Origin of the sequence: Nibribacter koreensis, assembly GCF_039541795.1 — a bacterium.
Classification (GTDB): domain Bacteria; phylum Bacteroidota; class Bacteroidia; order Cytophagales; family Hymenobacteraceae; genus Nibribacter; species Nibribacter koreensis.
The window spans coordinates 1,838,872-1,851,098 of sequence record NZ_BAABGX010000002.1 but is presented as its reverse complement, the minus strand read 5'-3'; the positions used below and the strand labels follow the sequence as shown (position 1 = coordinate 1,851,098).

10 protein-coding genes are annotated in these 12,227 nt (G+C 49.5%); 4 read left to right on the top strand and 6 right to left on the bottom strand.

Annotated features, from left to right (window positions below; translation table 11 throughout):
- Complete coding sequence (locus ABD880_RS15280) at window positions 1–723, top strand: tetratricopeptide repeat protein (protein WP_345167925.1); 723 nt, start codon at window positions 1–3, stop codon at window positions 721–723.
- On the opposite strand, the gene ABD880_RS15275 is transcribed toward ABD880_RS15280, so the two are convergent.
- The 3 genes from ABD880_RS15275 to gldB form a co-directional block, all read right to left on the bottom strand.
- Window positions 703–3,576 carry a CHAT domain-containing protein gene (locus tag ABD880_RS15275; protein WP_345167922.1) on the bottom strand — a complete coding sequence of 958 codons (2,874 nt, stop codon included), beginning with the start codon at window positions 3,574–3,576 and terminating at the stop codon, window positions 703–705. The two genes, ABD880_RS15280 and ABD880_RS15275, sit on opposite strands and share 21 nt — an antisense overlap.
- 80 nt (window positions 3,577–3,656) lie before the next feature.
- Window positions 3,657–4,862 carry a glycosyltransferase family 4 protein gene (locus ABD880_RS15270; protein WP_345167920.1) on the bottom strand — a complete coding sequence of 402 codons (1,206 nt, stop codon included), beginning with the start codon at window positions 4,860–4,862 and terminating at the stop codon, window positions 3,657–3,659.
- A gap of 539 nt (window positions 4,863–5,401) precedes the next feature.
- A complete protein-coding gene (gldB, locus tag ABD880_RS15265) occupies window positions 5,402–6,394 on the bottom strand; it encodes a gliding motility lipoprotein GldB (protein ID WP_345167917.1) in 993 nt (330 codons plus the stop codon).
- Between the two features lie 67 nt (window positions 6,395–6,461).
- Here gldB and ABD880_RS15260 point away from each other — a divergent pair, with 67 nt between their 5' ends.
- Window positions 6,462–7,160: a porin family protein gene (locus ABD880_RS15260; protein WP_345167914.1), complete on the top strand. Its 699-nt coding sequence runs from the start codon at window positions 6,462–6,464 to the stop codon at window positions 7,158–7,160.
- A 121-nt stretch (window positions 7,161–7,281) separates the two neighbouring features.
- Here ABD880_RS15260 and ABD880_RS15255 read toward each other — a convergent pair whose 3' ends face one another.
- The 3 genes from ABD880_RS15255 to ABD880_RS15245 all read right to left on the bottom strand — a co-directional run bounded on the left by ABD880_RS15255 (window position 7,282) and on the right by ABD880_RS15245 (window position 10,378).
- Complete coding sequence (locus ABD880_RS15255; protein WP_345167912.1) at window positions 7,282–8,889, bottom strand: Rne/Rng family ribonuclease; 1,608 nt, start codon at window positions 8,887–8,889, stop codon at window positions 7,282–7,284.
- A gap of 224 nt (window positions 8,890–9,113) precedes the next feature.
- Entirely contained in the window at window positions 9,114–10,013 is a 900-nt protein-coding gene (locus tag ABD880_RS15250) for a tetratricopeptide repeat protein (RefSeq protein WP_345167908.1), read from the bottom strand.
- Window positions 10,014–10,072: 59 nt separating this feature from the next.
- Window positions 10,073–10,378 carry an HU family DNA-binding protein gene (locus ABD880_RS15245; RefSeq protein WP_066506288.1) on the bottom strand — a complete coding sequence of 102 codons (306 nt, stop codon included), beginning with the start codon at window positions 10,376–10,378 and terminating at the stop codon, window positions 10,073–10,075.
- Window positions 10,379–10,564: 186 nt separating this feature from the next.
- Here ABD880_RS15245 and mutY point away from each other — a divergent pair, with 186 nt between their 5' ends.
- Both mutY and ABD880_RS15235 read left to right on the top strand, forming a co-directional pair.
- Entirely contained in the window at window positions 10,565–11,641 is a 1,077-nt protein-coding gene (gene mutY / locus ABD880_RS15240; protein ID WP_345167904.1) for an A/G-specific adenine glycosylase, read from the top strand.
- 49 nt (window positions 11,642–11,690) lie between these two features.
- Entirely contained in the window at window positions 11,691–12,179 is a 489-nt protein-coding gene (locus ABD880_RS15235) for a single-stranded DNA-binding protein (protein WP_345167902.1), read from the top strand.
- The last annotated feature ends 48 nt before the right edge of the window (window positions 12,180–12,227 follow it).

Here is a 12,227-nt window from a genome sequence, read left to right as displayed (position 1 = left end):
TTGCAGACATTGATAGACGAAGAGGCCCACTACATCACCTTTGAGGCATACCGCAGAGAACAGATGCCAGCCCAGGACAGGCTTGCCTTTGAGCAGGAACTGGCCCAAGACCCTGCCCTCATGCTTTTGTACCAAGAGTACCTGAGCTGGGTAGAAGGCATAAAGGAAGCCAAACGCCAGGACCTCAAGCAAAAGCTCCAATCCTGGGACGCTCAGATGCCACCAGTGGCACAACCAAGAAATTCTATCTGGAAGATAGCCGCCAGTATTGCCTTGCTCTTGGTTTTGTCTGGCACGCTCTTTTTATACAGAACCATGCAGACTCCTGCTTTCACAGCCCAGAACTACGTAGAGGAGCCAGGTTTACCGGTCTTGATGGGATCTACGCAAGCCTGGAGCCCAGCCATGAACGCGTATAGAGTGGGCAAGTACGCGGTGGCCTTGCAAGAACTCCCAGCGCACGCGGGCACAGATACTACTGCTTTCTTTAAAGGCTTATTTTCTCTAAAACTAAACCAACCCACTGCGGCTCTTGCCCACTTCAGTGATGCTTCTTTAGAAACCAGTAGCTATGCAGAAAAGGCAAGTTATTACAAAGCATACGCGTTGTGGCAGGTAAAAAAGGGGTCAGAAGCGAAGCAGGTATTTAAAGAAATTGCCAAGAACCCAAGACACGCCTTCCAAAAAGAAGCCCAGCAGATTTTAGCGTCTGGTGCATTGTAGATAGACTCTCTGCACCCCATACCCCAGTAACACTAAAAAATAGGCCAGGACAGACAGCTTCAGCCAAAAGGCCAGCGAGACAGACGTCTCAAACCCCTGCTCCTGCCCATTGAGCACCAGACCCGCCCAGTAGAAAGGATGCGCCTCCTCAGAGGTACGGGCTTGGGCAAGGTAGCGGCGCTTGGCCATGGACAAGGCCACAGATTTATCCTCACCCGCCATAATACCGGCATAAAAGTCCTGGAGCACCGCGGCGGTACTACGGTCGTCTACTTTCCAGAGGGTGGCCACCGTACTTTGAGCGCCTATAAACTTAAAGCTCCAGCTCAGGCTCTGCACCTCGGCGCGGTTGCGGTGGGTAGACACGCCAATCGCGGTTTCACAGGCACTTAAAATGGCCAAAGCCGGGCGCAGGTTCAACTCAAGCAATTCCTCAAGGTGCAACTCCCCGTCTTCTCCTCCGCCGGTAGCTAGTCTAAACTTTGACAGACCGGGTTCTTCTGTATTGGCTTCTGCGTGGGTGGCCAGGTGCAGGATGGAGTAGCGGCTGGCATTTTGCTTAAAGTAGGCTTCAGTGGCTTTCTCATCTACCAGATACGTGCCTGGCAACTTCCCTTTCAAGTATTGAAGCAAGGAGGCTGTAAACGGCAGCTGCAGGCTGGCGTCTTGAGAAAACTTAGCGGGCAAGGCAAAGGGAGCCATGGCCAACACCCTGGATTCTTGGTTCATGCCTCTATTTCCATTGCCTTGGCGCAGAACATACCAGTACGCCGATGAATGCGCATAGCTTACATGGTATTTTTGTAACAGGTACGGGTATGTCTTAAAGTTGGCATGCTGGGCGGGCTTGGTCAGAAGCGCGCCAAACGGTATGCGCCAATACTCACTGTCTGGCAAGAAAATAAGCTTCTTGACGTGGGCCGGCATATGGCGCATTAGCGGCTTGGCCACCTCTTGGTAGACATGATAGGCGTTGGTTCTATAGGCGGCATCTTCGCGCTGCGCCAAAGCTTGGTGCAGGGCCGGGATCTTGGTTAACAGCGTGGTGTCCATGTCTTCCAGTTTTAAGAAGGTGATGTCTTCTTTGCTGATGACAAAGGCAAACAACTTGTTGCGCTGGGGCGTAATGCCCTGATCAAAATGTACCATCTCCAGCAAGGCCTCGTCGGGTGCCAGTTCTTTCTGCAACTGCTGTATGGTAGGCAACGTCTGCACCGACGGAACAAGCGCCCGCCTGTTACTGGCTTTTTCCAGTGCCTGAAGTTGGTCTCTGACCTGTTGCCATTCTACCGGTACGTTTTTAAAGTACTGGGTCTGTTGCAACGCAGGGTACAGCAAAAGCAGGGATTTTCTTTCTTCTAGCCGTTTCCACCGTTTTTCAAGTTGTTGTTGGGCTAGGCTTTCGGGCGTTGGCTTTTCACGGTTGCCAGCCTGGTGGTTTACTTCATTGTGCAACAGACTATAGCTCTTAAACCGATTGGCAATGTCCAGGGCCTGTTGTTTGTAGTGCTCCTGCCGCGTGGTCTGGTAGAGGAGGTAACTAGCATTAATGCCCCAGCCGTAGCCTTCAGAGGCGCCTTCATAATCAATCCTGTCTTTACTGCCCGCCAGAGAGGTTGCCTCCCGCTTGGCGGCCTCCAGAAACGAAATATACTGCACCACATGCTGGTGATACGCCTGTAGATACGCTACGTCTTTCTTGGCTTCATATAGTTTTAGCAGAGACTTGATCTTGCCCGTCAACAGCAACAGATACTCACGCTGCGGTACGCCAGCCGGAAAAGGAGGTAAGTGCAGAGGATCAGTGATTTTCTCATGGGGCATGAGCCGTTGCAGGCCCTGGGTATACAGGAGCAAACTAGTTTCCCAATCGTCTTTCAATTGCAACAGAATGGCTTTGGTAACCAAGGTGAGCGTAACACTGCCCGGATGTACCTTGGTTTGCTCAAACAGTCCAATGGCTTTGTCATAATATTGATTAGCCGATGTAAAGTATTGGTCTGCGTTCTTCTGCAGGATTGGTGCCAAGTCCTGCCTAAACCCGTACAGGTTGTTGTAAGAGTTGCCCATGTTGTGGTACACCATGGCACTGGTGGCTTTTTGACTGCCCCGGCTGCTTTTATCGGCTAGCAGGGCGCTGTCATAATAGGCAAGCGCGGCGTGCAAATTACTGGCAAAGCGTCTTCCTTCCTGGGTGTAGCCTTGTGGGTCATACTGCTCTTCATGGATGGCGTACCCCAGCACGTTGTAATAGAGCACGGCCTCTTTGTATTGCAGATACCTGGGCTGCCGCCTAAGAATCTTTACGGCCGTAAGGGCATAGTCTACCGCAACGTCTGCCTCGCCAATAAAAAACCTGCCCAACTGCCTATAGGTTCTGGCCGTGTGTATGTGGTTTGGCCCGTACAAGTCCAATGCCAGCCGGTTCGCTTTTTTCCAGTAGGCCAGGGCCGGATCTATGACCAACCGCTTGTAATACAGCTCCCCCATCAAGTCATACCACTCCAGCATCTGGCCGCTCTTTTTGCCAAACCTCCTTGCAATCACCTTATGGCTGGCAGACAAGAGTTTCTGGGCCGACTCTGGAGCATTAAGCCTGATAAGGCAGGCGGCCATACCATGCTGAATAGTCACCCATTGGGCCGAATCCAGTACTCCTGACGTAGTTAAGGCTTGGTTGTATTTAAGGTAAGCGGGCACAAACTGGAACACTAACCGGTCTTCTTCAGCGGATGTGATGAGTTTTTGTACCTGCGGGTTGGGAACTGACTGAGAAGCCTGCGCGCCATATGAGAATAGACAACTCACCATGTAAAACCAGAGGCCGAAGCCAAGCCTTTTAGCAAGCATCATACAGGTACGGGCTGGGAGAATCAAGCGCTAGGATTAGTTCTATACCCTAAACTAGACAATTTTCATTAGAATTTGAGCGACTACTTTTTACGGGCAGAAACCACGCGCTCAAAGATAGATTCTAAAATAGGCACCATGTGCCGCCTATCAAATTGAGTCACCGCTACTTGTCTGGCATTTTGACCCATTTGCTGCAAGGTGTCATGGGCACCCAACCTGGTTTCTAAAGTAGATGCCAACTGTGCGCTGTCGTGGGCAGGTACATACCACCCACAAAGGTGGGCTTCTACCAACTCCTTCGTCCAGCCGGGATTGGTAATAATAACCGGGGTGCCTGCCGCCAGGCTGTCAAACAACTTGCCCGGCGAATTAGCGTTTAGCACCGGCAAGTCTATAAAGGAAACCACTGACACGTCTGCCAGCGCAAACAAGGTAAACACCTGGTGCCTGGGCAGCGGCGGAAGCAAAAGCATATTAGGCAACGCACGGCTGGCGTTTTGCAGCAGCGGCTCATCAAAGCCTTGCCCGGTAAAGACAAACGCAATATCTGATCTGTGCTGCAACCGGCGGGCGGCTTCTATCAGCAAGGGCATGTCATTGGCCCGACCATACGTACCCGCGTACAGAACTACCTGTTTGCCTTCTAGCCCCAGTTCTTTGCGCAGGCGTTCCTGGTCATTTTCCGGGACCCGTCCCAAAGACACTTCGGTTCCATTGACTAGGGTAGTCACCTTCTCCTGCGGTATGCCCTGCTGCTGCACATATTCTTCCATGCCCTTAGACAGTGGTATGATGTGGTCAGCGGAGCGGTACAGGTTCTTTTCTAGCTGGTACAACTGTTTTTGCAGGAACCTGGATGGCACCGCGCCCATCTCTATGGGGAAGGAAGGCCATAAATCCTGCACTTCAAACACCCAGGGCACCTTTCTAAGACTGGCTACTTTGCTGGCGGCCCAGGCGGTGGTCAAGGGGGTAGACACGCCCCAGATGACATCTGGCTTAGGCATTCTAAGGCCTTTCACTAACGCATGCATGGCAAAACTCCCGAAGGCCTGCAGGCGCTGCACCTTGCCCATTCTATTGTGGTAAGGCACGGGCACCGACACCAGCTCCACGCCCTTAGGCACCCAAGGATGCAAATGCGTCAAGCGCTTGCTTTCCCAGGCATTTGACGTAATCAAGGTCACCTTATGCCGCTTCACCAACTCTGCCATGAACGTGTAGTGCCGGCACGTGGCCGGGCAGTCTGGGTTATGATGGTACTGATGAAACAGCGCTATGTGCATAAGCGTTAGAAAATCGTTTTTGGCCTGTTTTCTGAAAATCAGGCCAAAAACGAGAGTTGCGGAAACTTTGGTTACTTAGGCGGCCTAGCTCAGCCCGGCCATAAGGTATGCGAATGTGCTTTAAACACTATTCAAATACAAATGCCATGGCGCAGGCGTCCGCTTGTATCCGCACGCATTTTGTATTTGGAATACCTGAGAAAGCCAGCGCCATGTAGAATATCCACATAAAGGTGCCCCCTATATCATGTTTCATAACGCCTTGAGACCTGTCCTTAGATTGTTGGTGATAACACCAACAATGGCAAGGGATGCAACATTATATAGCTGAATCGGCAGCATAGGTTAGCGCCGGTTGTAAGCATAGAATATAGAGACAAACATAAGAACCGCTTAAAAACAGACAAACCAATCAAAGCTTGGTTTGAGCTCTAAGTCGTTTTTGGCCTATTTCTCAGAAAACAGGCCAAAAACAACGAATTCCCTACTCAACTAGTCTGTCTTGAATCTTTTGTCTTGCGTCTTATGTCTAAGAAAACTTACTTCTTCTGAGGCTTGTACTTAGACTGGTCCAGAATCTTGCGGGCATCTTTCTCATTCATCAACTGGGGTACCGTAACGTTTGGGTTGTTGGCCATGTACTTGCGCACAATCTGCCAGCCTACCCAAGCGCCCACGCGGCCCGGGCACCGCTGACTAATCTCGGGTACGTTAGGGCGCTCGCCAATGTATTTCCTGATGGTGAACTGGCTGGACTCATACAGCAGGGACTTTTCTATAAAGTGTGCCCATACCTTGCCCTCGTTGTGTTGCACATCGGCAATGGCCTGGCTGGTGTAGCCAATAATCAAGGAGTCTGGCGTGCAGGGCATCATGCGCTCTACAAAGTAATAAGACTTGCCGTAGTCAATCATCTCCTCTAGCATGGTGCTGTTCACAAAGTCTGTCTTGTTGAATTTATTGGACACTAACAGCATGACAGACGGGGCCAGGTTCTCCTTTTCATAGCGCTCCAGAATGTACTGCGGCGCCTGGGGGCGGTAGGTGGCCTTTCTGCCTATGAAAAAGTCCAGTCCCAGCACAATGAGGCTGTCAGAGACCAGTAAATCACGGTTCAAGCCAGAGATGAAGGATTTAACCGGCGGCACATAAAACGTTGGATAATAATGTTTCACGTGCTTGAAGCCTTTTTCCAACTCCTTCTCTACGGCAGACAAATCCCCAAACGCCGCATCTGACTGCTTCACCAGCTTGGTGAGGCTGGTGTCTGTGGCTAGCTTCAACAGGCCCTGGGCCAACATCTCTTCTGAAGGATACCCTTTGCGTTGCAGGAACCGGTCAGCAAACAAAGGCTCTTCCTGCAGAAAGGCCTGCATCTGCGGCAGGGTCTTTATAGAGAAAAAGCGCTTCTCCAATTGCTCCACCTCTACCTTTACCGGCAGCTTGGCAATCTCCTGGGGTATGTCACAGCCTTTCTTCTGGCAGCCAAACCACAGCACTGCACTAAAAAACAACAGCAAACGTCCTTTCATGGTATTCCTTCTTTATCTTTAAGCCAAATTTACTTAACATTCACCAATACCTTCTTATTCTTATACCATGAAGATGATTCGTTGCATCACGGCCACTGCCTTTGCCTTGGCTCTGTTTTTCAGTTCTAATAACGCCAACGCTCAGGTAGAAATTGGCGTCAAGGTATCTCCGTCTTTGGCCTTTAGCCGAACCACTGCACAAGACAAATACAAATTTGAGGGCGAAGGCGCTAAACCAGGCTTCGGCATTGGCGTGGTGGCTGACTATTTCTTTGGCACCAATTACGCCGTCTCTGGCGGTTTGACCTACAACATCAAAGGCGGAAACGTGTCTTATGACTATTCCTACCCAGATCCTGCCTCTAATGGCACAGTGACAATCAAGGGAAAGGATGAATTGAGCCTACAGTATCTGGAGATTCCGGTGGCCTTAAAACTGTTTACCAATGAGATCACCACAGACACGCGCTTCTATTTTCAGGCGGGTACTTCTTTGAACACCATGCTCAACGCCAAGGTGAATGAGAAGAAAGTAGATGAAGACGGTGACAAGTACACCAAGCGCTTTAACACCTTTGAGATTGATGTACTAATTGGCATTGGCGCCGAGAAGAAGATTGGCGAAAGCACCAAGTTGTTTGCCGGCATTACCTACCACCGTGGCCTAACCGATGCAGATGACGCCTACTACGCAGACCTGTTTGGTGACAGCAAAGTAGAGTTAAAGAACAACTCCTTCTCCCTGGATTTAGGCATTAAGTTCTAAGCATCGTTTTTGGTCTGTTTTCCAGAAAACAGACCAAAAACGGATATGATCATAAAAGAAGAAGCCCCTGTCTCTGTTGAGGCAGGGGCTTCTTCTTTTATAAGAGGAATGGTGGGTAAGACTAGTCTTCTACTACCACGTCTCTGTCTTGTAAGCTGTTCACTTCTGAGTAAGCCGACTTTAGCTCAATCTCATCGCCGTGCTCATCCATCACTTTAAAATCTGTGAGGGCAAGCGCTGTATCCTTCATTACGGTCACCCACTTCATGTGCTTCAAGAACCATTTCATCTGCTTAGAGACAAGGCCCTTGGTGTAGTAGGCGTGTATAAACGGATGCACGTACAGCGTAATGTTTTTCTGATTCTGGCGGGTCAACAGATCTTCAATGGTCTGATCTATGTCATCCGTCACTAGAATGCTGGCCGAGATCTTGCCGCTTCCTTGACAGGTTGGGCAGACTTCACCGGTTACAATGTTTTGCTCAGGCCGTACGCGCTGGCGGGTAATCTGCATGAGTCCGAATTTGGAGATGGGCAGCACCGTGTATTTGGAGCGGTCCTTTTTCATCTCTTCTTTCACTACATCCTGCACTTTTTGCCGGTTCTCGGCAGACTTCATGTCAATAAAGTCTACTACAATGATTCCGCCCAGGTCCCGGAGGCGCAACTGACGCGCTACCTCTTTTGCCGCGGTAAGATTCACGTTGAGCGCAGTGGCTTCCTGGTCTGTCTCAGAGTTGGATTTGTTGCCGCTGTTCACATCTACCACGTGCAGGGCCTCTGTGTGTTCAATCACAAGGTAGCCGCCGCCTGGTATGCTCACTGTCTTCCCAAAAAGGGATTTCAGCTGCTTTTCAATGTTAAAGTGTTCAAAGGTTTTCACCTTGCCCGAATAGTGCTTCAGTATCTTGAGCTTATCCGGGGCGATGGTCTCAATGTAAGTTTTGATCTCGTCATACAACTTGGCGTCATCCACCACGATGTTGTCAAAACTTTCATTCAAAATGTCTCTCAACATGGAGGAGGAGCGCCCTAGCTCCCCAATCACTTTGTCACGCTCTTTGGCGGTCTTCAAAGTGTTAATCCCTTCTTCCCAGGTGGCAACCATGCCACGCAGGTCCTTGTCCAGTTCCGCTACTTCCCGGCCTTCGGCCACGGTCCTGATGATGACGCCAAAGTTCTCCGGCTTAATGGAGGTGATGAGGCGTTTCAGGCGGGTGCGTTCCTCTTTGCTGACAATCTTCTTAGACACGCTTACCGTGTTAGAGAAGGGTACCAGCACCAGGTAACGCCCGGCAAGGGAAATCTCACAAGAGAGACGCGGTCCTTTGGTGGAGATTGGCTCTTTGACAATCTGTACCAAGATCTGCTGTCCTTTTTTTAGGACGTCAGCCATCTTGCCCAGCTTTTCAATTTCAGGCTCAAACTTAACTTGGTTCAGTTTGGCGCTGGCGTTTCTCTGGTTCTGCACCACTTTCACAAATTTGTTGAGAGTCTTGATGTTCTCTCCCAAATCATGGTAGTGCAGGAAGGCGTCTTTGGCGTACCCAATGTCTACGAACGCAGCGTTCAGACCGGGCATTACCTTTTTGACGGTTCCCAGAAAAATATCTCCAACAGAGTAGTTGGTATCATTCCTGTCGAAGTGATACTCTACCAGTCGCTTATCCTGAAGAAGGGCTATTCGTTCTCCATCTTGAGTAGAATTAATAATTAATTCGTTACTCAATGTGTCAGATGCTTAGATGAAAGAATATACCAAAAGCCCATCATTGCCTAATGGTAGACAATGTGGGCTTTTAAGATCAAAGGACTATGCCTTATTTCTTCTTATGTCTGTTTTTGCGCAGACGCTTCTTTCTCTTGTGAGTAGCAATCTTATGTCTTTTTCTTTTTTTACCGCAAGGCATAGTCTTGATCTTTTTATAAGTGAAAAATATTTTAACTCTAGTGTTACTGGGCGCTGTTCATCTTCTGCAGATAACTGTCTACAGAAGCCAGCACCTCTGGGTCTTTGCTTAACTCCTTTACCCTGGCAAACGCCTTCTGGGCTTCTGCCTTCTGCTTGGTCTCTGCTAAAGACACGCCCAGGTAGAAGTTGCCGTCAATGTGGCTAGGGTTTACCATGGTCAGCTCTCTAAAACGCTCTACCGCCTTGTCATACTGATTAGACTGCATAGACAGCACACCCAGGTTAAAGAGTGCCTTTTCGTTTTTAGGGTCTGTGGCAATGACTTCTCTTAACAATGTCACCCCTTTCATGGGGTTGTCACTGGCAATGTAGGTCATGGCCGTGTTGGTCTTGGCATCCAGGTTAGACGGGTTGTTTTTCAACACCTTCTCATAGAGCTCGCGCGCTTTAAGACCCAGAGCCTGGGATCTTTCTTGCGTAGCTGCAAAGCTGAATGCCTCAAAATACTGATCTGCCGCTTTCTGGTAGCTTTTCTCACCAGGTCTGGCTAGAGCCGCCTGCTCATAAAAGTAGCCGGCGCTGTCATACTTGCTGATCTTGGCAAACTTCTCGCCTAACTGAGTGGCCAGCTGGGCTTTTGCCAGGTTGTTGCTCTCCCCGTTGTACTTGGTGCGCAACTCTGCCAGCTCTTTTAACTGAGCGGGCGTAGCAGCGGCATGAGCCTCTTGGGGATTGCCGGGCATAGCCGCTGGTGCCTCTTCTGCGTGGTCTTCATGACCCTCATGGTTGGGGTCATGATCCTGTTGCGCAACAGGGGCGGCGGTGCCGTCAGCGGCAAAGGTACCTTTCTTATCTTTGTTAATAATCACCTTAGGCAAAAGCGCCAGCACTACCACCAGCACTACGGCAGAAAGAATAAGCGCTAAACGGCCTTTTGACATGATTCTTTAAAAGAAAAGATTAAAACACGGACAAATAAGGGTGCAAAGATACTAAAACCTTAGGAAACAACCGCTTCCTTGATCTTTTTGCTGTTTTTGATCTTAGCTACAAAGGTCTTAGACGGTTTGAAGCTAGGGATAAAGTGCTCATCAATGATGATAGACGTGTTCTTGGAGATGTTACGGGCTACCTTCTTGGCGCGCTTCTTATTCACAAAGCTTCCAAAGCCACGCACATAAATATTATTGCCATCGGCCATAGAGTCCTTAACCACTTTGAAGAACGCCTCTACGGTTGCCGTAACATCAGATTTTTCAATCCCTGTCTTGTCCGCAATTTCTGATATAACTTCTGCTTTAGTCACTTGTTTAATCGGTTAATATTGAGTGAAGATGAATATGTTTGTTGCAACTTGTCTGCATCGCTGCAGCACTCCGAAATCGGGGGTGCAAAGGTAGTCGGGCTTTTTGGAAAGTAAAACATTTAATTAAAAAATAAACTGCGTTTTTATTTGTATAACCCCAGCAAACCAACACGTTAAAGACCAAACATGCCCGCTCCCACCCCCTCTTTCTTTAGTTCTGCGCTCATACAATGGTACCACCGGCACCAACGCCCGCTGCCTTGGCGCGAAACCCGTGACCCTTACGCTATCTGGCTGTCAGAGATTATCTTACAGCAAACGCGGGTAAAACAGGGCCTGCCGTACTACCTTAAGTTCATAGAAAGATTCCCCACGGTCTCTGACTTAGCAAACGCCCCGCAGGACGAAGTATTGCGCCTTTGGCAGGGACTGGGCTATTATTCCAGGGCCAGAAACCTGCACTTTACCGCCAAGCAGGTAGTAGAGGAATTTGGAGGTCATTTTCCGGGCACCTACCAAGAGTTGCTGAAGCTCAAGGGCGTAGGAAGTTACACCGCCGCGGCCATTGCGTCCTTTGCCTACAAAGAGCCGGTGGCGGTCCTGGACGGCAACGTGTACCGCGTGCTGTCACGGGTCTTTGGCAAGCATGAGAACATTGCCGCGCCCGCCAGCAAAAAAGTCTTTGAGGCACTGGCCAATTCTTTGATTCCGGCAGACGAGCCTGACACGTTCAACCAGTCCATCATGGAGTTTGGGGCCATCCAGTGCACTCCTGTTGCGCCAGACTGCCTCTTCTGCCCCTTGCAACAAACCTGCTTTGCGTTCTTAAACGGTTTGGTGAGCGCCCTGCCCGTCAAAGAGAAAGCCAAGAGCAGCCGGCAACGCTTCTTTCATTATGCGGCCTTACAGGTAGGCAACCAGGTTTACATGAAAAAGCGCACCCAGAATGACATCTGGATGGGCCTGTATGACTTCTTTCTGGTAGAGTCTGAGGCGCCTGGCCTGCCTCCTGAACAGGTGCATGCTTTGCTTGAACAAGATTTAAATACGCCACTGCCTGCCTTTACTCCTATTGACAAGACTTACAAGCACGTTTTGAGCCATCAAAAAATTATGGCGCAATTTTATCTGGTTTCTTTGCCCAGCCGTTTAAGGAAAGAGGTTGAAGAATCTATTGGCCTGAGTCTATATAGCTTAGAAGAGATAGAAGAATTACCCAAAGCAGTCTTGATAAATTCGTTTTTGAAAGATCACTTATTTTGATTATTTTTAAAGTTACAGTTATATATTTTTGCACTTTTTGAACCAAGATATGGCAAGCATTAACAAAGTAATTTTAATAGGAAACCTGGGCAAAGACCCAGAGGTGCGTCACTTAGAAGGCGGCGTGGCTGTGGCCCGTTTCCCGTTGGCTACCTCTGAGACGTTCAAAGATAAAAACGGCGACAAGCAGGAACGCACAGAATGGCATAACATTGTGGTTTGGCGCGGCCTGGCCGAGGTCACGGAGAAATACCTCAAAAAGGGTCAGTCTGTGTACATTGAAGGCAAGATTAGAACCAACAGCTACCAGGACAAAGAAGGCATACAGCGCTACAGCACAGAGATTGTGGCCGACAACATGACCATGCTGGGTGGCCGCACCGATGGCGGCTCTGGCAACAGCAATGGCAACGGTAGTAGCTATGAGCAAAGCAACAGCGCAGCTAACGCCACTGCCAGCTCGTCATCGTCTTCTTCTAAAGGAAATTCATCTTCATCCTTCTCTGCTGAGCAGGAGCCCGACGACCTTCCTTTCTAAACCTTATTGTTGAACCAATACCTTCATTTTGGAAAGTATACCATCTCT

Bases quoted from the DNA above. Each gene is read 5' to 3' on its own strand.
- ABD880_RS15275 (WP_345167922.1), bottom strand. From the start codon at position 3,576: ATGATGCTTGCTAAAAGGCTTGGCTTCGGCCTCTGGTTTTACATGGTG.
- ABD880_RS15270 (WP_345167920.1), bottom strand. From the start codon at position 4,862: ATGCACATAGCGCTGTTTCATCAGTACCATCATAACCCAGACTGCCCG.
- gldB (WP_345167917.1), bottom strand. From the start codon at position 6,394: ATGAAAGGACGTTTGCTGTTGTTTTTTAGTGCAGTGCTGTGGTTTGGC.
- ABD880_RS15260 (WP_345167914.1), top strand. From the start codon at position 6,462: ATGAAGATGATTCGTTGCATCACGGCCACTGCCTTTGCCTTGGCTCTG.
- ABD880_RS15250 (WP_345167908.1), bottom strand. From the start codon at position 10,013: ATGTCAAAAGGCCGTTTAGCGCTTATTCTTTCTGCCGTAGTGCTGGTG.
- mutY (WP_345167904.1), top strand. From the start codon at position 10,565: ATGCCCGCTCCCACCCCCTCTTTCTTTAGTTCTGCGCTCATACAATGG.
- ABD880_RS15235 (WP_345167902.1), top strand. From the start codon at position 11,691: ATGGCAAGCATTAACAAAGTAATTTTAATAGGAAACCTGGGCAAAGAC.